Source organism: Paenibacillus sp. H1-7, from assembly GCF_022354825.1.
In the GTDB taxonomy this organism is placed as follows: Bacteria; Bacillota; Bacilli; order Paenibacillales; family NBRC-103111; genus Paenibacillus_S.
In genome coordinates, this window is record NZ_CP031168.1 from 1108874 (window position 1) to 1131496 (window position 22623).

The following is a 22623-nucleotide window of genomic DNA, read 5'->3' on the forward strand; positions in this document are numbered from 1 at the left end:
GGAACATAGGAAAAGACGCTCCCGAGATCGCTTTACAAGAGGCGACGGGGGCGTCTTATTTATCTTGGGAAGCAATATCATAACGTACATACTACAATATCGACTTCCGTATCTTTGAAAGCCTCTTTGATAATCTCCCTGACTTTTGCCCATTGGAGTTTGTCGAGGCCACAGCCTATCTGCGGCATCGCGAGTTTCGTAATTCCTTCATCCCTGCACATGTTTTTCATAGAAACAACAGCTTGAGTCAAGGCGGGATAGGTCGGTTTGTTCCAAAATTTTGACTTGGTGACAAGATTTAAGCTTCTCCCTGCTTTATAGCATGCTCCAATGTCTAACGGATGGTTTCGTGCCCTATCTCGGAGAGGCTGGAGCTCGAACCTTTTTCTAAATTCGACGGCAATTCCTGCCCCCATTTTGGCATCAGCAGATATGCAGTGAGCCAAGAAGTAATCATCCGGCATAGCAAAGAGGTCTTGTTGAATCTCTTTCCATTCCACAGCTAATCCTCCCTTTCTAGTCCGTCAGAATCGTTGTGAAGGTCTTAAATACCCGTTTGTCCGCTGAGTTGTCTAGGATTGCAAACACTACCTTGTCAAATAACGATGCGAAACGCTCATCAATTAATACTTGTTTGAACATTTTGGCTATATCGGACGGATCGTTGCGGAACACTCCGCACCCATAAGCTCCAAGGATCACTGAGAGCTCATTATGAAAAGCTGCAACGGCTAAGATGAAACGTACACGCTCCAGCATGACAGGCTCAATATTCTTGACATTATGCGGTTCTCGCTGCTGCACAACGCCGGCGTTTACTGCAGGGGCTGTAATCATCGAAACCGGATAGGGATGAAGCAGCAGCTTCCCGCGGTCTTCCCGGAACACCGGGATTTTTGGGGAATAGATCATATAGTCGGAGTACAGACACGTTTTAATGCTTTTGTTATAATCATACATTTCCTTCATCTGAGAGATGCACGGATAGAGAGCGGAAGAGCGTGCGAGACTTTCCTCCTGTGCTTGGCTTCCACCCAGGAAGCCTCCTCCCGGATTTTTTGCAGAAGCGAAGTTAAGGCATACGGTTTGCTCCCAGCCCTCCCTGACAACAAGTCGTTCGGCTGCATGCAGTGTCGATTCATTCGTTACCTCGAGGGGAGGAAGGGCATCATCTTGTGTCTGACGAATTCGTTCCAACGCGTATTGTTTTATCTTGGACAGCATATCCGGCGAATACATCATTGAGTGCTCAACGGACCCTTTTACATCATTGCCAATCTGGATGTGCTCGCCTGCACCGTTGATATAGCAGCCTTGTTTCAAAATTTCGAGCGTTTCTTTGGCCATCTTGGATCTAATCTCTCTATTGTCATTCATACTATTGCTCATTATGGTTCACTCCATTATGTTCCATGTTGATTTTGCTGAAGCAGGTCTTCACGTAACCGGGTCAATATTTCCCCGAGCCAGTTTTTGCCCTGCCAAGTGCGCCTATTATTAATCTTCGGATCACTTTCCAATAGCCCTACGCCCCAAATTCGATCTGTCGGGCTGGCTTCCACCAGAGTCGTTCCTTTCGTTGCAAGCAAGCTATCAAGAAGCTCGGGATTCTGCGTAAACTTGGCATAGTTCCCTTCATAGACGAATTGCTTGCAATGGCTCTCCCATTTCCTTTTGTCGAAATGTTGGACCATGCGGCCCAGCTGTTTTTGTTCGCGCGGCGTTTTAGCACGTAAAATTTTATTGGCTGAGGCCTTATCGTCAAACAGCATGGCTTTTTTATACATCATGTAATGCTCGGCGCAGTTAAAGCGAATCCCCTTAACGACAAACGAAGCCGGATGCCATTGGGAGAATGGGGACTCCGTCATATAAAAAAACGTGAATTTCTCCATATCGATAGTTCAACTCCTTATGTGAAACTATAAATCGAAATTACGGAACCGATACAGTTTGGAAGGCCGATGCCCGGCATCCTTCGTATATTCGTTCGTTTCCGATACCATGTCGGCGATCTTTCTTCGGAAGGCGGCGGCCAGCAGTTCTTTGCCCAGAATGACCTCATAGACTTGCTGCAAATCCGATAACGTAAAAAGCGGCGGCATCAAGTGAAAGGCGATATCTGTATACTCAATTTTGTTGCGCAGCCGCTCGATTGCGTACACAATCATCTGGGCATGATCGAAGGCAATGCCTTCCGACTGGACAACGCTCCGGGTTCGCTTGGCAGTTCGGCCGACGGCGGTCTCTGTGATTTTGACGGTTGCTGATAAGGTCTCCACGGGGTGAAACAGCCTGAGTTCGATCAGCTTCTCGATTTCATACCCTTCGGCAAGTCGGGTTCGTTTCTCCTGAAGTACACGATAGGTGACCTCGAACCATTTGGCGTCATCCGCGTCGTCACCCGCTTGCACATTGAGCGAAGTACGGTCCACAAGCGCCATGTAGGAGCAGCTGATAACCCGTGTCCGCGGGTCTCTCTCTACATCCCCCCATGTATATAATTGCTCCATATAGATGTTGTCTATATTCGTTTCGCTCTTCAGCTCCCTGTGAGCTGCATCATCTATGCTTTCGTGAATCGATACGAATCCTCCCGGCAGCGCCCATTGCCCTAGAAAAGGGTGTTCTCCACGTCGGATCATCAACAGCTGCAGCGATTTTTCCGGCAGCTTGCGGTAATTTTCCTGTTCTTTATCCATCACGGTAAAAATAAGCATATCTACGGTCAAGGAAGGGCGTGCATAGATGGCTGCGTCGTAGCTTTGCAAAAATTGCTGCTCGGTCATGCCGTTGCGATCGTGTATAGGTTTATTTGACATGGTTTCACCTGTTTATCGGATATTTATTATCGTTATGATAATAACAAATTGATAATAACATAATGTTATTATATAACAACACCAAAAGTCAATAGTTGGAAGTGGGGACTGAGATGTAATTGTATTTTGGAATTTGTAATTCGGTATCCCGCCGCCATCATACCGACATAGTACGTTTATTTTCGAATATGCTAGAATAGAGTTATATTTTTACTAGTTTTGGAGGCAGGCGAAATGACTTTAATTAGGACATTAATCAATCAGGATGAATTCATGGGGTTTTATTTATTGAAGGAGCTGGAAGTAAAGCAGACGAACGCTACTCCGCCCAAAGATTATTTCGATATCGTACTGTGTGACGCGAGCGGCCAGCTGCCGGCCAAATATTGGGATGTAACGCCTACGGATAAGGAAACCTTTTTCCCTATGGGACTTGTGAAAGTGCAAGGTATCGTGCAGACGTATCGCGAAAAGCTGCAGGTCAAAATCAACCGGATCCGCAAAGCAACTCCGGAAGACGGAGTGTCGCTGACCGACTTTATTCGTTCGGCCCCGATTCGGCCGGTCGATCTGATTTATACTATTAAGCAGGCTATGGCGAGTATTATGGATGAGGAGATTCGGACGATCGTTGCTTTTTGCGTGACCAAAGTGGAAGAGAAGCTGATGCACTATCCTGCGGCCAAGACGCACCATCACGCCTACTATGCGGGGCTAGCCTATCATATTGTACGGATGCTTGAGATCGGAGAGTTCATCTGCAAGCAGCGGCCGTTTCTTAACGCAGATTTCATCAAAGCGGGAATCATTCTTCACGATATTGCGAAGCCGGAGGAAATGATCGCTCAGATGGGGATCGTATCCGACTACAGTGTCCAAGGCAAGCTGCTGGGGCATATTTCGATGGCTTCGAACTGGATTACGGAGGCCGCCATCCAATGCGGTATCGATCTTCAATCCGACCGGGTGCTTGGGCTGCAGCACTTGGTCTTGTCCCACCACAACTTGGGAGAGTGGGGGAGTCCTGTTCAGCCTCAGACGGCGGAAGCGGTCGCGCTGCATCACATCGATTCGTTGGACGCTAAGCTGCAAATGGTGGAGGATGCGCTGGAAACCATTCCTGAAACGGAGCAGTGGACGCCATCCATCCGCGGGCTGGAGAACAAACCGATTTATCGGCTGAAGCTGTAGGCAGGCGGACAGGAATTAGGAAAAGGGAATACATAGGAAGACTCGTCATAGCCTGGGATCCGGATGAGAGGATATGGACACACGATCCGTTATTTTTTCGAAAACACCATAAATCGGTAGGCTATCGGACTGGAGAGCCGTTATTTGGCGAAAAAGTCGCGATTATCGGCGTTATGGAGGGGAATAACGGATTCTGTGTCCTTTAGCCTGTCCCAAACAAGCTTTTTTGGTAAAATAGCGGATCTACGGTCCGATCACATTATCTAGGGAGCTGACCGGATGATGCTTTTACATCAAGGTGCCTTCGGGAAGCGGCTTCTACGAAAGTGGTAAGCAGGATAAGCAGTGAGACCTGATGGTTTTGGGGATTGCTTCTAACAAAATCTGAATTGATTTAATTCCATGACGAGGGCTACTCCTTCCAACACGGTTGGGAGGATAGCTCTTTTTTTTACCACAGAGGAAAGTTTAAGTTCAGTAAGCGATAAAGCTATCGAAGATCTTTCCTATTGCGATAAAACCTACCATTGAACGCGGCCGCTCATCTTTGAAAGGCCTCGATAGAGGTTTTCTCATTGTAATAGCAGCCATTTTAAAGGATCGAAACTGCAGTTTGCAAGAGTGCATTAACTCGATTAGTCGGAAACATAGGAAAAATTATCCTAAAGCACTCCCGGTTTATTCCTGAATTACTCCCGGTTTATTTCCCTGCCATAGCTCATGAAACCCGAGCGCTCCCACGGTAAGATATGGTAAGCGTCAATAATTCAAAAACGTTCATCGGAGGGATTATTTAATGGAGAGTAACATGAACAAAGCGATCAAATGGTTGACTGGAGCTGCCTTGCTGGCAGCCCTGGTAGCACCCGCAGCGGTAAATGTGAAGCCCGAAGCAGCCTTCGCGGCGAAACCAGAGGCGAAGCCGGAAGCAGCCTTCGCAGCGAAACCAGAGGCGAAGCCGGAAGCAGCGTTTGCAGCAGAAGCAGAGGCGAAGCCCGAAGCGCGATATGCAGCGAAACCAGAGGCGAAGCCGGAAGCGGCATTCGCAGCAAAAGCAGAGGCGAAGCCGGAAGCGGCATTCGCAGCGAAACCAGAGGCGAAGCCCGAAGCAGCGTTTGCAGCAGAAGCAGAGGCGAAGCCCGAAGCGCGATATGCAGCGAAACCAGAGGCGAAGCCGGAAGCGGCATTCGCAGCGAAACCAGAGGCGAAGCCCGAAGCGGCATTCGCGGCGAAACCAGAGGCGAAGCCGGAAGCGCGATATGCAGCGAAACCAGAGGCGAAGCCCGAAGCAGCGTTTGCAGCAAAAGCAGAGGCAAAGCCGGAAGCGCGATATGCAGCGAAACCAGAGGCGAAGCCGGAAGCAGCATTTGCGTAGTATTTTTTTTCCAAGCAAGGGGCATTGGAAACGGAGCGTACTTTCTCCAGGCACTATCAATCCAGCTGTGACTGGCCAAGCACTTACTGACCGCGTAGCAACACTATATGCTTTTACAGGAGAAAACGTTAGCGGCTGTACCCCTAGTACAGCTCCGCTAACGTGTTCAACTGAAGCTTATCCATAGGATATGTACCTTTCGATACATTACGTATCGAAAATGTGAAATGTTGGAGGTTGTATTTTCGATGAGGCAGCCATTGTGGAAATTATTTAAAAGAAACACGGCCGCCCTGTTATCCGGGGCGCTGCTTATGCTCACCGCACTGCCGGTGTCCGGGGCAGCAGCTGTACCAAGCGGAAGCGGTACGACGGGCCGGGCTAAAGCCAATGTCAGCCAAAACGTATACTCAAACGTATACGCCCCCGTGATTCCTGCGCTTTCGCCTGTGAAATCCGCTGCACTGTCATGGAATCTGCTTGCTAAAGCAGAGCGCAGCGTGACGCCGACCATGTTCGTGCCGGATTATTCCAAAGTGCGGCTGACACCGGACGGCAAGTACGCGGGCTTCATCCGAATGCTCGTATCCGGAGCTCCGGGTGATGTGAGGATGGTCGTTACGGTGCATGACCGATTGACCGGCACGCTAGACAACATAACCGGACCAACCACGACGGGAGGGATCGTCGATTTTGATTTTAGCGGAGACGCCCGGTATGTGGCTTTCTCTTATCAGGAAGGACTTGCGAATAGCGAGGTCACGGTCTACTTATACGACCGGGAGACGAAGAAGCTCGATACGATTACACCTAACGCCTCGGAGGCCAGTAGCGAGGCTGCGTTGAATCAAGTGTCGATCAGCGAGGATGGCCGTTATATAGCCTTCGATTCCAGAGCGAAAGGACTGGTTCCTGAGGATACGGATGATAACCGAGACGTATTCCTGCATGACCGGACAACGGGTAAGCTGACCCGCATCAGCACGCGCCCCGGGCTGGATCCGGATGAGGCGTTTGATAGCATGGGTCCCTCGATCAGCGGGGACGGCCGCTACGTTGCTTTCGAGTCCCAAGCGAAGCTGGTTGCCGAAGATACGAACTCGGAAAGCGATATTTACAGGTACGACCGTCTTGGCGGCAGCACGCCGTTCAAGCGGATCAGCATGGGGATGAACGGAGACGAGGCGCTCGGGTGGAGCGGGACGTCTTCGATAAGCAGCGACGGTAAAGTCGTCGCCTTCGCCTCCATGGCGGCTAACTTGGTTCCCGATGACACGAATTTGTCTCAAGATATTTTTGTCTATGACGAGCGCAGCGGCAGCAGGACGATCAAGCGGGTTTCCGTCAGCGAAGCCGGTCAGCAGCATCTCCAAGACAGCCAGCATCCCTATGTTAGCCCGGATGGCCGGTATGTCGGCTACGATGTTCTCAGCGATGACCCGGATATAGGAGAAGAGGCTTACGTCGCGGAGGTGGAGACGCAAGCATCCGCCAAGGTAAAGGTGCCGAAGTCTCCTTTTCGGCTGATCAGCCCTAGCAAAAAGCCTGCTGTGGGGAGCGGGGCGACTCCGGTAGCTTTTTACTCCTGGTCCACAGAGAACTTCGGAGAGCACGGCGATATCGATATTCCCGATCAGCTGTTTTTTGCTTCGAACGGGAACGCGCCCGTGTGGCCTTCAGGAAGCGCGCTACAGGCTGCGGATATCGGGCCCGATTATGTCACGCTTCAATGGCCGGATGCCCAGGACAGCAAGGGGGTGCTCGGATACAGGATCTATCTCGACGGCGACTGGCTGGGGTATGTTCCTGTGGGCAGCGGCAACCGCTTTACGGCCAAGGAGCTTTTGCCTGGGGTTGAGCATTTATTCCAGGTTGAAGCGGTTAACCGTGATTTTAACGCAACTTTTGGCGGGCCGACCTACAAGTTCAGTGCGAGCAGCGGAGGCAATCAATTTGCGTTGACCTGGTATGCGGAATGGTCACGCAACAACCTTCCTGCATCCGGGAGCGATTTGAGAATTCAGGCTAAAGGGGCTTCAGCCCGTCAAGCGAAGGCCGAAATCGCCTATAAAGCGTGGAACGGAACGGGGTACGAGACCCGCAATGCTATGCTGACGATGGAGGAAAGCAAGACGATACCGGGCGAATATGAGGCGGTCTTTCCTATTGCAGAGGGGATCGGCGAGTTGTCCCAGCTCAAGGTCAAAATGGTAGATAGCGCCACAGGCGCGGAAACGGTCCGATCCGCTGGCAATTGGCCGCTCATCGTCTCCGGAAGCATGGCTCTAGAGTTCCTTCATTCCTGGAACGGGGATTTGAACGGCGCGATCCTTACGGTTTCGAATAGCAGGTACGGTACGGAATTGATAACTTTACAGGGGCCGGGGCCTTATGCTGTAAGCGGCCTGTACCCGGGGCAGGACTACCGCTTGACGCTGTACTCTCCTGATTTCGAATACGTATGGGTTGAGCGGGACGGTATCCGAGTCGAAGCGGGACGCAAGACCCCGGTTCAGGTTCCGGTAAATCAGCCGGCAAAAATGCGCATGCAGGTCGTTGACCCGTTGCTCCAGCCGGTTTCGAATGTCCCTGTTCAATTATGGGATGCAAATGGCCAACTCCTAGCAAAGCTTCGAACCGATGCGGCTGGCTGGACTTCATGGCAGGATGGGCTGAAAGCGGGAAGCACGATTCGGCTTCGAGTCGACGTAGAGGACCGTTTGTTCGATCCGGTGCCTGAAATGTCACTCGAGCTGATTCCCGGTGACAACGAGAAGGAGCTGAAGCTCACAGGCCCGGCGGAAGGCATAGTAGAAGGAATAGTGACTGATCCGGCCGGCAAGCCTGTCGCAAATGCAATCATAACGGCGACGCAGACGTTTCGTTCCAAGCCGGTAGTGCGCCAGACGCGCAGCAGCCTGGACGGTTCCTACAAGCTGAGTTTGATGGAAGGGGAGGCGTCTATCGAAGCCGCGGAAACCTCTTTCCATTACAGTACGGAAGGAAGCTTGAAGGTAAACGTTGTAAAAAGCAGCACGACGCCGTTTCCGATTCCGTTACGCCAGCCGGGCTCTGGAGTCATTAATTTGAAGGTATATACCAAACAAATCGACGGCGATTGGGTGGGGCCGCTCAATTTGGAGCAAATGAACTTCCTGACACAGGTGGAAGGCCGTTCCGGCAAAATGACCGGCTACTACCACAATGCGTACTATTTTCAAGGGGATCCCGGAGATAACTTCAATGTTTGTGTCACGGCGACCGTTCCCTCCTATATGAGCAAATGCGAGCAAGTGACATTGGATGCAAACAGCAATGCGACAGCAGAAATTCGTTTGGAGGAACAAGGCGCCATCATCGAAGGGGTTCTCACCGGCACGGATTACCGTTCCGTCAGCGGAACGATCTTCGAGCTGCAGCCGAATGGAAATAAAGTGTGGGCGGCCAATGCAAGCAGCGACGATTTTGCCGGGGGTTCATTCCGACTTAACGTTCCTAAGGCCGGCGCGTACCGGCTGGAGCTGTCACGCCGGCTTCAATCCGATACGAGCAAGGTGGAGTATGCAAGCATCGATTTTACGGTTGCAGAAAATCAGGTATTGAAGCTTGGCACTTTGGAATTTAACCAATCCAGAAGGTTTGCACATCAAACCGGCAATTCATTTACCGCCTTAACAAATCAGGTCGTTCCGGGCGGAACCGTCAGTTTTCGCGTCGCTTACAGGAACGGATCCAATAATCCGGCTGCAGAGAATGCAAGCCTCTTGCTGGAAATACCTGAAGGTATGGCTCCAGTGCTTGATGGGCAAGGGCAGGTCGTTGTGACTGGAGCAAAAGGAAGCGCTGCGGTAGAAGGCAATCGAATCCGCGTGCCTCTGGGCCAGGTTGCGAAAGGTCAATCCGGTACGGTTTCCTATTCGCTGAACGTATCTGCTTCGTTTAATAAAGGCTCCGTTCGTGCGGCTGCGGCGATTCAGACGCAGATGGAGGGCAAAGCGATCGATGAAACGATCGGAACGGTGCTGCTCGACGCGCAAAAGGTGACGTTGGACGTATCCAACAGGATTACGAGTCACCAAATCCGTGTCGGCGGCAATGCGCCTTCCGGAAGTCAGGTGAAAGTATACGACGGCGAGGTGCTGTTAGGCAGCGCGACAGCTGCGCCTACAGGCTATTGGAGCATGGAAGCGACGCTTCCCGAGCTTGGTGATCCCGCGATGCACGCGCTGAGAGCCGAAGCAGAGTTGAACTCCGTACTGCTTCAGTCGGATACGGCGTTTGTACAGTATTCCGTCCGCCAGCCGAAGCTGCTGGAAGTGGGGATGGCCCAGTCGCCGAAAGGAAATTGGATCACTTTCAACCCGGAGCTGGGAGTCATACGGCCTCCATATACCGTTGTACCCGGAAATCCGTTCCAATTCGAGCTGTTGTTCGATAAGCCGGATGAGGTGACGGATGTATACGTCTATCTGGGACGCCAGAGCGGAGAGCCGGTGAAGGCGGTGCGCGAAGGAGGCATTTATAAGGCTCTAGTTCCTACGGACCACGGAGCGCTGGGCGGGGTTTACGTTTCTTACAACGTCAAGCCCGAGCCGTTCATTTATGACGGCCAAGTGCCGACCATGGAACAAATCAGGCAGTCGATGCCGGATGGAATGAAGGATTTTGAAGTGGAGAGCGTAACGCCGTTCGAGCTGAAGGACGGACAATATTCGGGAACAGCCGTCATCAAGCTGCCGAGCATGGAAGGGATCAAGCTTACCGTCACGCTAACGATTGAACCGAATGTCAGCTACCGGCCATCCGCCGAGGAAATCCGTTTGGCGGAGAGCTCGGGGCTTCCGGTGTACAACAGCTCCTCCGATTATATGGAGGATGAAGAGAAGCTGCTTACGGTAACCGAAGGCTATATGCCGATGAGCATGCTATTCCCTAACGGTCTGCCAGCCGAGCTGAACGGCAAGGCGGGTCAAGGCTCATTCCAGCTTCAGCCGCAGCAGGTATTCAAATCTTCAGCAGCTGGAAGCGAGGGTATGGCCCGCGTAAAATCGGAAGTTAAGCTGGAGTTCAAAAATTCCTACACCAATGCGTTTAAGCTTAACGGTACCTACAGAAAGTTCCACAGCTTCTCGGAACGGATCAACCGGATCTCGTATGGTGTTCAGACCGGAATGGATTGCTGGGCCGAAATTCCGAAGACGGCCAGACAAGCGGGAAAGGCGCTGCTCGTCACCGTCGGAGGCGAGATTGCCAAGACCGCTCTGAAGGCATGGACCGGGGCGATGAGCTTAACCGGGCCGGCGGGTATCGCTGCAGGAGCAGCTACATTCGCGGTCAGCAAAAAGATCGACAATTATGTCGACAAGCAGGTGGATGCGGTAGGGACAGGATACAATATGTGCCGGAATGAAGACACTCTCGATGACCGGTACGACCGTCACAGCCGCAAAATTGGAGATCCGAAGTGGATCTACGACCCGAGCGGCTTCGTGTATGAAGCGATCGCCGATAATCGTCTTAGCGGTGTAGATGCTACCGTGCTGTACCTGGATTCAAGCCGTCCGTCGAACGATAAATGGGTCGTATGGGATGCTTCCGAGTATGAGCAGAGAAACCCGCAAGTGACCGATCTCGAAGGCAAGTACGGCTGGGACGTACCCCCGGGTACATGGAAGGTCGTCTGGAAAAAATCCGGCTACGAGACGATGGAGAGCGCCGAGCTGCAGGTTCCTCCGCCGCACACGGAAGTGAACGCGGGACTGGTGTCCCGTGCCGCACCTGAGGTGCAGAGCGTTACCGGGGTGACCTATGAAGGAGGCAGCTATGTCGACGTCCGATTTACGAAATATTTGCAAGTATCGGAGCTAGCTCCGGAGACCGTTGTGATTGCCGATTTGACCGGCAAGCCGATCGCAGGAAAAGCGAAATTCATTAAGAGCGCAGTGAGCCCAAGTCAGGCGGGAACCGTACTATCCCAGACGGTTCGGTTTGAAACGGCGGAAAAGCTGGCGGTGCAGACTCCATACCAAATCAAGGTCAATCCTTCCTATTTCAAAAGCTATGCGGATGTTTGGATGCGCAGCGGCTATGAGGGCAGCTTTACGGCAAAAGTCCAGGATAGTACCGGACCGGAGCCGGTGGAAGCGACTGCGGAAGGAGAGGGCCGGTTGATACGGCTCCTGTTTAACGAACCGTTGGCGTCGAACCGTTCAGTCGATGCGACGAAGCTTGCATTGAACGGGAATAGCGGGGCGGTGGTTTCCGCCGTATCCGATATTCGTGACGAACGGGCGCTGCTGCTGACATTGGACCGCAAGCTTTCTCCGGGCCAAAATTCGTTAAAGCTCTTGTCCGGAGCTGCGGTAGACTTAGAAGGTAATGATTCGCTGGAAAAGACATTAAATGTAGCGTACCAGATGGCATCCGGCAATGCGGCGCTAAGTGCTTTAACGACAGATGCGGGTCCGCTGACGCCGGTTTTTGACCCGGAAAAGACGTCCTATACGGTGAATGTAGCGGCAGAGGCGGAGCAGCTGCAGCTGACGGCGACCGTGGCGGACGCTAGGGCTAAGCTGTCCATCTACGGGGAAGAAGCCGTCAGCGGGACGGCCAGGTCCGTACGGATTCCGGCTGATGGAGAGATAGCCGTCACGGTAACCGCAGAGGACGGCAGGACGACTCGCACGTACGCGATTAAGGCTGTGCGCCATCATGGCGGTCCGCTGTCCGACGATGCAAAGCTAAGCGCATTGACCCTTTCGCCAGGCGAGCTGTCACCTGCCTTCAGCCCGGACGCAGCTGAATACGGTGTGAGCGTCGCCAACGGGATAACCGCGCTGCAAATCGCAGCGACCGCGCATCCAAAGGCGGCCGTCACGATTAACGGAGCGGCCGCAGTCAATGGCACAGCGATGCAGGTCGCGATCCCTGCCGACGGCCGGATTCATATCGTCGTTACCGCAGAAGACCGGACGACGACGAAGACGTACACGCTTTCGATCGTTCGAAAGCAGGAGAACCGGGGACGATCCGGATCGTCCGGATCGGTCGTAGTTCCCGCACAGCCGCAGCCTGGCGACGCCGAGACGATAGATTTGGGCAAGGATGCGCGCATCGAGAAGCACACGAAGCCGAACGGTCAATCCGGCATGCGTCTCATCCCGAACGTGGAGGTTGTAGAGACTGCATTGAAGGGCGGTAAAGCGAAGCGGTTTATCGTGGAGATGAAGGAGCGCACCGACGAATATGTGCTGGTGCTTCCGTCGTCGCTGATGAAGCAAATGGGTGAAGCGCAAGCGGTCATCGAGCTGTCGTCCCCGCTGGGCAAGGTTTACCTGCCGACGCAATCCGTTATGGCTCCGGACCATGCACTACAAACCGGAGACATTGTATTACGGCTGTCTCAGGTCTCATCAGTGCAGGAGGCGGAGCTGCGGGAAGCGGCGCGCAAGCAAAGCGATGCGCTGCAATGGATCGGCGGGGCCGTTACGATAGCGGTTGAAGCCGTGAACGGAGAACGCACGACTCCGCTTGGCTTGGCAGAGCACAAGCCGATGGAGGTGGAATGGCCGGCGTCACTGCCGTCACAGGCGGGACTATACCGCTTCGACCCGCAGGCTGCTCAATGGAGCTTCGCGGCCGAAGCAGCTTCCGGCAGCGGATCGCCTCGCGTACAGTTAACATCTTTTGCCACTGTTGCGCCGATGGCGTTTAACAACGGCTTCCAGGATATTGACGGCCACTGGGGCCGCAAGGAGGTGGAATGGATGGCGCGGCGGCTGCTGGTCAACGGCTATTCCGCGGTCGAATTCGGACCGGACCGATCCGTTACGCGCGCGGAATTCACGGCAATGCTTGTGCGGTCTCTTGGACTGAGGCAGCCGGCAGGCAGCGTTAGCTTCTCCGACGTAGAGACCGGCGGCTGGTATTACGGAGCGGTGCAAGCCGGCGTCGCCGCAGGTCTCGTCGAAGGAATAGGGGAGCAGCGCTTCGCCCCGAATGAAGTTGTGACCCGCGAGCAGATGACCGTCATGATTGCGAGGGCTTACCGCCTGAAGGTCAAGAATGCTTCCGAAGGCTCATTGCAGCACTTGGACGCTTTTGAAGACAAAGAGCAGCTTCATGGCTGGTCCCTGTCCGAGGTCGCCTTGGCTGTGCAGGAAGGGCTCGTCGAAGGGGTGAGCGAGCACGCATTCGACTCGGACGGCCTGGCTACCAGAGCGCAGGCGGCAGTCATTCTCAGCCGATTATTGAATAAACGATAAACAGTCTAGCTGGGTATATTTCATCCCCAGTTCCCTCTCCTCCAGAGCCAGAGCCTGTGAAGTGCAATCCAGCTCGGCTCAGGAGGGGGGCCATTTACTACATGAACTCATGCTCATGAAATCACTGCAAGCCAATAATAAGCATTGCCCGAAGGAGGACAACACGAACATGTTGCGTAGAGGATTAAGAACGATTATAGCCTGTTTGACCCTATTTGGTGCCGTCACGGTGACCAACCCTGTGCTTGCCGCCGACCCATCCGGTGTGCAGGTGAAGCAATTCCGCTTTTTGGATAAAGAGCTCGACCGCATTTCTCTGGATAAAACCTCGGTACCGGACGGTACGCGAGACGGTCATCTCAGCCTTTTGCTGGACGCAGGGGACGGAGTGGAGATCAAGACCATTACAATGAAAACCGCTGATGCCAGCGGCAAGGATACGAACCATGGCATCTGGAAAACGTGGAAAGCGCCGACCGGCGATATCGGCAACCTGCTGGCGGTAGTGCAGGACGGCAAAATTAGGAATACGACGTTTCAGCAGTCGCTCGGCACGTTCAAAGGCGTTGCACAGCTCGAGCTGTATGCCTCGGACAACAACGGGATGAAACCCGGTGAATACTACTATCTTGAAATAGCGACGAGCAAAGGAACGGTGAAATCGAACGTCACGCCGTATGCCGACAATGAGGTTTCCTATGCGCCCGTAGCCATCCGGGAATTCAGCTGGCAGGACTTGGACTCGGACCGGACCGGCATCGCCGAATTCGGACCCGACGAGCGGAAGGACGGACACTTCAGGCTGAAGCTGAGCTTCGCGCAAAAAACAGATCTGTTGGCGGTTATTTTGCGCCCTACGGACAAAGACGGCAAAGAGGCGTATCAAGGCATCTGGAGGACGAACCGTGCCGGAACCGGCTGGCTGCTGGGCATTATGCAGGGGGAGAACGTTGTAACGCAGGGCTTCAAAAAGGATGTGAAGGAGCCTGTAGGCAGCTTCCGCGGGAACGTCACCTTCGACCTGTACGCGAACAATAACGGCTCTATTAAGAACGGGCAATATTATACGATCGAAGTGGAAACGAGCTTCGGTACCGTAATCAGCAAGCCGGTACAATTCGGCGATCCGGCATCCAACTATTTCAACGATAAGGCCTTCGGCTTCAAAACGATCTTTCTGAAGCTGGATTCGACTACAGCGGCGATTGACGAACAGGAGACGACGCTGGAGGTGGCTCCGTTTACGCTGGAGGGCAGAACGATGGTACCGATTCGTTTTATCGGAGAAGCCTTGGGAGCGAAGGTCGACTGGAACGGCCAGGAGCGGAAGGTTACCTTGGTCAAGGACGATGTCAAGGTCGAGCTGGTCATTGACCGCAAGGACGCCCTTGTGAACGGGAAGCCGAGCGAGCTGGATGCTCCTGCGATCATCAGAGACAGCATTACGCTGGTGCCGGTCCGCTTCGTCAGCGAGAGCATGAACATGAAGGTGTTTTTTGATGAAGGGGAAATCGTCATTACCGATGCCAAAGAGCAGAAGAGCAAGTAATCCGTTTCAGGCATAAAGACAGTCAGGCAGCATGAATCATCCGTCTAGCAAGCATCCGTAAAAGCCTTCGTTAGGACGCCTGGCCCACTGCATCGGCAGGAAATAAAGAAGACCGGCCTTCCGGACTATTTCAACCCCGGAACCGGTCATTTTCTTATGCACAATCCTCGTATGTACTTTTGGCTTAATAACAGAACCAGTCTTTCCATATATCCTTTGATTCTCGAGGGATTTCGTTCCTGTGCTTTTCGAGCCAATCTTTGAATTCCTTTTCTTTTCTGTCCCAATCCTTGTCGTCGTCCCAATCTTTGTCATGGTCATCCCAGTCCCAGTCCCAATCGTTGTTCCGATCGTTATCCTTTCCGTGATCTTTTGAGAAAAATGACGAAAAGAACTGCTGAAAGCTGCTTTTGCTGCTCTTGTCGGAATGGCCGTTAGATGCGAAGGCGGATGCAGGGAACATGATGGCGCTAACGAGTAAAAACACGCATACGAACCATTTTGCACGTGCCAAGCTACGATACCTCCCTCAATAAGGAATAACGTTCGTTATTAAGAATCATACAACAATTCCGCCCTTTTGAGAACGCTTTAAGGGTAGGGCTGAAAACTTTTTTTTAGGACTTAAGTAATTACCAGTTTCAGGAATGAAAACAAATGATAAGGCTGACGATTAATTCGCCAGCCTCATGAGTCAACAGTTACTATGGGCTTATAGGCCCGAATGGTTTGAACACGGCCAACAAGCCTATTTCCTTCCAGGTGACGGTATTGTCCATAATGGTTGCACCGGCTGTAACGGGGAAGGCGGGAGCCGCAGCACCGGATGTACCTGCATTCACGGCCTCATATACATGACCGCCCGCTTGGATTCGATATCCTTTGGCATAGCTTCTGGAAGCTGCCCAGACCTGGTTGTTCGCATATCCCGCTGTCGTACAAATCCAGCCTACATAGCCGCCCGGTATGGGTGATGCGTTATAGATAATTTGGCCGAGATAATAATAACCATTGATTGGTAACGTATTCATTCTGTTATCTGTAAGCCCTGTATTTATATCCACATTATCGATCATTTTGACAGCCGGACTAATATCAACGGCAGTATTGTTGAACAGACATTTGGCAATCGTCATCGTCTTTTCGAACGTAATCCAGTTCAGGCTAATGGAGCTATTTTCCATATAACTATTGGCCAATGTCGAGACGAAGGGCTGATCAGGTTTATACAGCTTGGCGTTCAAGAACGTGGCGTTGGCAACGTAAGCGGAGAGCAGGATGACTTGAATGCCTTGGAATAAGCCGCTGTCCACATACAATCGGGAATATATATTGCTGGAGCCCAAGTTCAGGTCGCCGCCCAATGCGCCGGTTTTCGCTCTCATAAATTTCAAGCTGCTGATTCTGCTTCCATCCAGATTGCCCGTACACTCTATTGCGGTCAAGCCCTCAATGGTGTTAGGCCTGCCTACATAGTTATCCGGCGGCTTGATCGAGACGCTGCTGTTCTTGACGGTAATATCCCTTACGGCTCCTCCAGTCATAATGATATTGAAGCCTGTATTTCCATCATAATTATTATTATCCTTCCAGTCTTTCTCTACCGTTATATTGTTAATATAGCATCGGCCGTAGTTGTATCGGGAAATGTTGAATCCCTTCACTCCGGCATCGGTAATGACGACCGGACTGCCTCCTGCCGTCTCGGAGACCTGGAAGCTCGTCGAGGTAGTATTGACCGTATAGTACAGCTTATCGACGCTGATGCCTGCCGGAACTTTGCCGAACCATTGCTCAAAGCTGACTTGAGCGCCGCTCCCCATTCCATGGGCGGTACTATAGGTGAAGGTGCCCGTAGCGACATTGACGGAAGCCGGGGTACCCAGGTAGCCATAAATGCTTGAGCCGAAGAATAATCCATTTCTAATATTGCAGTTTTCAATAGCAGCGCCCTGAATATTTTGCAAATTAATGTTTCCTTTAGTGACGACGGCTCCATTTACGGTATTATTGCCGGAAACGACCAGCGTGCTTTCAACGAAGGTATTGTTTACATAGTTTACATACCATTGGTTAGGGTTCGAAGATATCCCTCCGACGGTATAGCCTTCGAACGTATTATTTTGCAGCGTAATGTAGGTGCCGTCCGCATTGATAAAATGCCCTCTAGCATTATGATGTATATAGTTGTTATAAATAGTAATTCTGTAGTTCGTTTCCAAGCCGTCACGGTTCAAATAAAAGCTGGCGTAAGGGATGTTGGTTTCGCTGACCATAGACTCTATATCGATACCGAACATGGGCGCGGTACCGCTTCGGAAGTCTACCGTCACATCGTCGTCGGCATAACCGATATGGTGAATCGTATTGTTGAACACATATACATCGTTAGGGCCGCACAGCGAGATGCCCTGTCTTCTTGTATGGTGGATGTAGCAGCCGTGGATGTAGATGTGATGCCCCATTTCTTCCTGGGTATATTGGGACGGGTCCTCGTAATGGATACCGATTCCCGTTAAAATGCCGTCGCCGGTGCAATGGCGGATCTCGACTCCTTCAATAACGATATTATTGGAGCTCTCGATGCCGATCCCGTGACCGCTCTCATGGGTATAGTAAGAGCTATCGACTTTGGCGCTTATTTGGGCTATCTGCTGGTCGGTTAAGGGTGTGGCCGAAATGTCGATGACGAACACCATTTTATTGGCCTTGTCAATCGTATCGAACCATCCTCTGCCGGTTGGAGACGCCGGAGCGAAGCCCCCGTTGGTTCGGAATCCGACCAGCGTATCCTTGGATACGGTATCCTTGTATTGGTAGAAGCTGTAGCTTCCTGCCGTTATGCCGTCGATGGACCACAAGCGGAAATTCGACAACAATCCCGGATTCTCGTACCGGTCTACAATTTCACTGCGAATGAAGCGAGAATCGTCGTTTAACGAGCCATCGGCATTGACGCCGCCTCGCACGAATCGGACGTACATCTCGTATTGATGAGATGCCCTGTCTCCGATAATGAGTCCTCCCGAGACCTTGGCGTGATCAATACTTTTAATGCGAATAATGCGATATTCGGGGAACGAGTTGCCCTCCAGCTGCAAAATGCAATCGTCCTGCATCTCGAAGTGAATGCCGCTCAGCATATAAATGGCAAAGCCGCTGGAATCCAGCTTCAGCCCGTAGGTGCCGCTTGGCAGCACGACGTGATTGTAACCTGCGGACTTTGCCCAAGAGAGGGCATCGTTGATTCCTTTGGTAGCGGCTTCCGCCTCGGTGCCGTCGTTCTTGATTCCCCATCGGTCCAGCTCAATCCTGTACGTGCTGGTGCTCCCGATCTTGGCTTCCAGCTCAGTCAGCTTGGTTTTCAAATCCGTCTCGGGATCCACAAAGACCCCTTCAGCAACGGTTATAGGGTACATATATTCATTGCTTGCGGATTTCAGTTTTTTCAGCTTTCCCTTCATTCATTAACACCTCCCATTGTTTCGGACTTGCCGCCACGTTCATTTAGCTACCAATTGATCCAGGTTCCGCCCTGCAGCTTGCCGTTATTGTTGTTGCCGCTCTTGTCCAACACGATGCTGCCTGCAAAAGGCACGGTGAAATCGTAGGATGCTACGACTTGACTGCCCTGCAAGATCTGGACGCCGTAAAGGACTCCTTTCATAGGAATAGAGCCCAATTGATTAGCGAATATATAAATGATCGATTTCCCCGGAGCTTTGAGCACCGATTTCACCGTAGTTCTCTGGTTGGAGGGGACGATTGCGGTCGTGCCCTGCAAGCTCGTTTTGTCGACCCCGTCAACGAAAATTGATTTCCACGCGGCTTGAAGGAGATCACGTCCGGAGCTGTCCCTGACTACCGTCGACTGGGCAATGGATTTGGAAGCGTCCAAATAAGCGCTATATACGTTTTTATTGGGGGATACCGAAATATCCATCACTACCGTATCGAATGAAATGGACGGTGTCGTAATATAATCATTCAGTCCGTTCATTGACAAAGCGTACCGCAGCGGCAATGTTGTTGCGTTCACCACTGCTCCTGATGAGAGGGAGCCGTCACTCGTGCTGGTTTTTACGGTGAAGCTGTAGGAGGTTACCGGGCTCAGGCCCGATAGGGTAAAGGTCGTTCCGGATGTTTGTCCTGCATAAATAGGACCATTATAAATAACATACCCCGACACTTGCTCCGATGTGCTGGCTGTCCATGCTAAGGTTATGGAGGACGCTTGTATGGCAGTTGCCGTCAAATTCGTTACATTGGCGGGTGGAACCACGACCGTTACCGATTCGTCGCCCGTCCAGTCCTCGTAATAAACGACAAAATTCACCAAACTGCTGTCTTCGTCAGCCATATCTACCACCCCGTTCTATTATTTTCAATATAATATGTTTAAATAGAAGAAATGTGAATAATTTAACAAAAATGGTATTTTGCCATGGGAAATGAAAAAAACGACGGTTAATAACACATTTTTTGCCAAATAGAAGAGTATTTGGTGTTGGCAGCGATACATTTTGGAACAAAAACCGTAAAATAGTCTGTTGACATGATACAAAAAGTGTCATAAAGTTATATTCATAACGAATGATACAAAAAGTACCATTCCATAACAGAGAAAATTAGGAAACTAGTTCCTTTGGAGGATAATGATGGAGATTAATTTAAAAGAGTATGTTGCCTTATTCAAGAAACGCCTGTGGCTTATCGTGATCATTGTACTAGCGGCCACAATACCGACGGCCATTTACAGCAATATGAATTACCAGCCTATTTATATGGCATCCACCAAGCTAATCGTTAACAAAACGAGCGAGAAGGACATGGGGAAGGAGCAGATCGACTACGGCCTCATCGGCGTTAACCTTGCTCTTATCAATACATATAAAGAAATTATTAAAACTCCGGCCATCATGGATAAGGTGGTACAAAGATACCCCGACTTGAACTTGACCGCCGAACAGCTTATCTCCCTGACCAACGTATCCGATCTGAGGGAGACCCAGGTTATGACCATATCCGCACAGCATTATTCCTATGAAAAAGCAGTGACCATCGCCAATGCCGTTTCGGAAGTATTCCAAACCGAGATTCCCAAAATTATGAAAGTCGATAACATTACCATATTAAACCGGGCCAAAATGCAAGATTATCCGAATCCGGTCAATAAGAAGTCCAACCAGTATCTCGTGCTTAGCTTTGCCGCTTCTCTGGTCGTTGCGGTCGGAATCATTTTCCTGCTCGAGGCGCTGGACGATACGGTCAAGACGGATAACGATGTCCGCACCCTGTTCGGAGTGTCCACGCTTGCCCTGGTTCCTAAGATGAAGGAAAAAGAGCTGAAGGCGGAACGAAGAAGTCAATCTCGCAGAAAAGTAGGAGAAGCGACCTATGCCAAAACAAGCCACTAGCGCGGATATTTTTATGCAGATCAACCCGGACTCGGCCGCATCGGAAGCGTTTCGGTCGTTAAGATTCAACATCGAAGCGGCGGCAATCGACCACGGCGTGAAGACCATTACGGTGACCTCCAGCGGCCATGGGGAAGGCAAGACGACGACGGCCATCAATTTGGCGGTTGCGTATGCCCAAATCGGCAAAAGGGTTGTGTTGATCGACGCCGATCTCCGCAAGCCGTCAATTCACCTGACTTTGGGCGGCGATGCCGGCAGAGGGCTGACGAATTACCTTTTGAACGACAGTGCCGTCGACGGAATTATTCAGGATTCCTATGTGGACCAGTTGTCCGTAATCCCGGCCGGTTTGATGCAGCCGAACCCTTCGGAGCTGCTTGCCTCAAGCCGAATGAGTCTGCTGTTGGACGAACTGAGGGAGCGCTTCGATATCATCTTCATCGATACGCCTCCGCTATTAACGTTGACCGATGCGAAGATCATGTCCGCCAAAAGCGACGGCGTTCTGTTGGTTATCGAGCATGGGAAGCTGAAACGGATTGTAGCGAAAAAAGTGAAAGAAGAGCTGGAGCTGGCCAAAGCCAACTTGCTTGGCATCGTGATGAATCAGATCAGCAGCCGGGATGCCGGTGCGTACCTGTATCAATAAATGGTAAACCAATCGTTGTAAGGAGAGAGGGTTCACAGCCATGAGAAGAAAAAGATTAGGACCGCATCGGCGAAGGGTCAGAACGTTTTGTATTTTGGCGCTCAGCTTCGTTATTATGGCCGGATGCTCGGAGACGATCCCGTTAGCATCGAACACTAATCTTGCAGGACAAGAGCAAGCTCAGGCACCTTCGCTGAAGAGCATCAAGGCGGCAAAGATCACGAAGCAAAAAATCGGCGACCCGATCGAGCTGACGGGCACCGTGCAATCGTCCGCGCAGTTCGAGCTTGTCGCGAAGGCATCGGGGGACGTAGAGCGGGTGCTTAAAGCCCGCGGTGACGTGGTGCAGGAAGGGGAAGTCATCTTCCGCATGACCTCGAGCGAAGCGAAGTTTCAGAGAGAACGGGCGGCGCTGGCTGTGCAGACTGCAGAGGATGCCATCCGCAAAGCGCGCGACAGAGCGCGCAAAGATATGGAGAATCAGCGGCGCGACATGAACAGCACGATTGAAAAGATGGAGCAAACGTTAATCGATTTGACCAAAGCCTACAATAAAGCGAAGAACGACTATGAGGTCGGACTGGCGACCAAGGCCCAGGTATATCAAGCGGAGGTTCAGCTGAAAAACAGCCGGTTCGACCTCGAGCAGATGAAGCAGAAGCAGGCTTCTGTAGAGCCAATTGATGCGACATCAGAGCTGGAGGTTCAGCTGAAAACGGCGCAAATGTCTCTGCTTCAGGTGGACCAAGCCATGAGTTACCTGGAAGTGAAGGCGCCGGTGAACGGCGTTTTAACGGAGATGCCTTTTGAACCGGGAATGTCCGTAACGCAAGGAAGCAAGGTCGGGCTCGTTCAGAAGCTAGACCCGATTCGAATCAAAGCACAGCTTTCCGAGGAGCAAACGCGGTTTGCCAACGGCAAAACCGAGCTGGGCTACTACTTGGCCGGTGATGCCAAAAGGCAGAAGGGCCCGATCAGCTTTCTCTCCAAGGTCATCGACCCCGAATTGAAATCGTATGAGCTGAATTTGGATGTACCCAATTCGGACATGGCGTTGAAGCCGGGAATGAAGGTGCGGGTTCAATTGACGGAGGAGAAGGATCAAATCGTGTTGACCGTTCCGTCGTTCAGCATCGTCAAGGAAGGCGAGGATAACTACGTGTTCATTGTGGCCGGCGATACGGTGGAGAAGCGCAAGGTTCAGCTCGGCCGAACCAACGAGCCGCTCCAGGAGGTCGTATCCGGAGTGAAGGAAGGGGAACTGGTCGTTACGTCCAATCCGGGTCAGCTTCGGGATAAAGAGAAAGTTCGCGCTGTCGTCGAGTAGCAAATACTAAATTGGAGTGAACCGAT

General features: G+C 51.8%; 14 protein-coding genes. 7 read left to right on the forward strand and 7 right to left on the reverse strand.

Features of this window, described 5'->3' with window-relative positions:
• Positions 1–77 precede the first annotated feature (77 nt).
• The 4 genes from DVH26_RS05095 to DVH26_RS05110 are packed head-to-tail and all read right to left on the reverse strand — an operon-like array spanning position 78 to position 2822.
• The gene (locus DVH26_RS05095; RefSeq protein ID WP_239631819.1) at positions 78–500 is read right to left on the reverse strand and encodes a macro domain-containing protein; all 423 of its coding nucleotides are present in this window, start codon (positions 498–500) and stop codon (positions 78–80) included.
• A gap of 16 nt (positions 501–516) precedes the next feature.
• Entirely contained in the window at positions 517–1389 is an 873-nt protein-coding gene (locus DVH26_RS05100) for a TIGR02452 family protein (protein ID WP_239631821.1), read from the reverse strand.
• A 14-nt stretch (positions 1390–1403) separates the two neighbouring features.
• Entirely contained in the window at positions 1404–1895 is a 492-nt protein-coding gene (locus tag DVH26_RS05105; protein ID WP_239631823.1) for a riboflavin biosynthesis intermediates N-glycosidase, read from the reverse strand.
• A gap of 27 nt (positions 1896–1922) precedes the next feature.
• On the reverse strand, positions 1923–2822 hold the full coding sequence (locus tag DVH26_RS05110; RefSeq protein WP_239631825.1) for an NUDIX hydrolase: 900 nt from the start codon (positions 2820–2822) through the stop codon (positions 1923–1925).
• Between the two features lie 234 nt (positions 2823–3056).
• Here DVH26_RS05110 and DVH26_RS05115 point away from each other — a divergent pair, with 234 nt between their 5' ends.
• From DVH26_RS05115 to DVH26_RS05130, 4 genes are all read left to right on the forward strand, one after another.
• Positions 3057–4013 (forward strand): 3'-5' exoribonuclease YhaM family protein, encoded by a 957-nt coding sequence (locus DVH26_RS05115; protein WP_239631827.1) that lies wholly within the window; start codon positions 3057–3059, stop codon positions 4011–4013.
• A gap of 796 nt (positions 4014–4809) precedes the next feature.
• A complete protein-coding gene (locus tag DVH26_RS05120; RefSeq protein ID WP_239631829.1) occupies positions 4810–5388 on the forward strand; it encodes a hypothetical protein in 579 nt (192 codons plus the stop codon).
• Positions 5389–5636: 248 nt separating this feature from the next.
• The gene (locus DVH26_RS05125) at positions 5637–13652 is read left to right on the forward strand and encodes a cadherin-like beta sandwich domain-containing protein (RefSeq protein WP_239631831.1); all 8016 of its coding nucleotides are present in this window, start codon (positions 5637–5639) and stop codon (positions 13650–13652) included.
• Positions 13653–13821: 169 nt separating this feature from the next.
• Entirely contained in the window at positions 13822–15201 is a 1380-nt protein-coding gene (locus DVH26_RS05130) for a copper amine oxidase N-terminal domain-containing protein (protein WP_239631834.1), read from the forward strand.
• A 184-nt stretch (positions 15202–15385) separates the two neighbouring features.
• Here DVH26_RS05130 and DVH26_RS05135 read toward each other — a convergent pair whose 3' ends face one another.
• From DVH26_RS05135 to DVH26_RS05145, 3 genes are all read right to left on the reverse strand, one after another.
• On the reverse strand, positions 15386–15715 hold the full coding sequence (locus DVH26_RS05135; RefSeq protein ID WP_239631836.1) for a hypothetical protein: 330 nt from the start codon (positions 15713–15715) through the stop codon (positions 15386–15388).
• Between the two features lie 190 nt (positions 15716–15905).
• Positions 15906–18665 carry a right-handed parallel beta-helix repeat-containing protein gene (locus DVH26_RS05140; protein WP_239631838.1) on the reverse strand — a complete coding sequence of 920 codons (2760 nt, stop codon included), beginning with the start codon at positions 18663–18665 and terminating at the stop codon, positions 15906–15908.
• Positions 18666–18712: 47 nt separating this feature from the next.
• Positions 18713–19561, reverse strand: a complete 849-nt coding sequence (locus DVH26_RS05145) for a fibronectin type III domain-containing protein (protein ID WP_239631841.1) — start codon at positions 19559–19561, stop codon at positions 18713–18715.
• 295 nt (positions 19562–19856) lie between these two features.
• Between DVH26_RS05145 and DVH26_RS05150 the strand changes: the two genes are divergently transcribed.
• From DVH26_RS05150 to DVH26_RS05160, 3 genes are read left to right on the forward strand one after another with little or no spacing between them, the layout of a single operon-like run.
• Positions 19857–20618: a YveK family protein gene (locus tag DVH26_RS05150; RefSeq protein WP_239631844.1), complete on the forward strand. Its 762-nt coding sequence runs from the start codon at positions 19857–19859 to the stop codon at positions 20616–20618.
• Complete coding sequence (locus DVH26_RS05155) at positions 20599–21270, forward strand: CpsD/CapB family tyrosine-protein kinase (protein ID WP_239631846.1); 672 nt, start codon at positions 20599–20601, stop codon at positions 21268–21270. The genes DVH26_RS05150 and DVH26_RS05155 overlap by 20 nt, the downstream gene beginning before the upstream one ends.
• A gap of 40 nt (positions 21271–21310) precedes the next feature.
• A complete protein-coding gene (locus DVH26_RS05160) occupies positions 21311–22597 on the forward strand; it encodes an efflux RND transporter periplasmic adaptor subunit (protein WP_239631848.1) in 1287 nt (428 codons plus the stop codon).
• Positions 22598–22623: the final 26 nt, after the last annotated feature.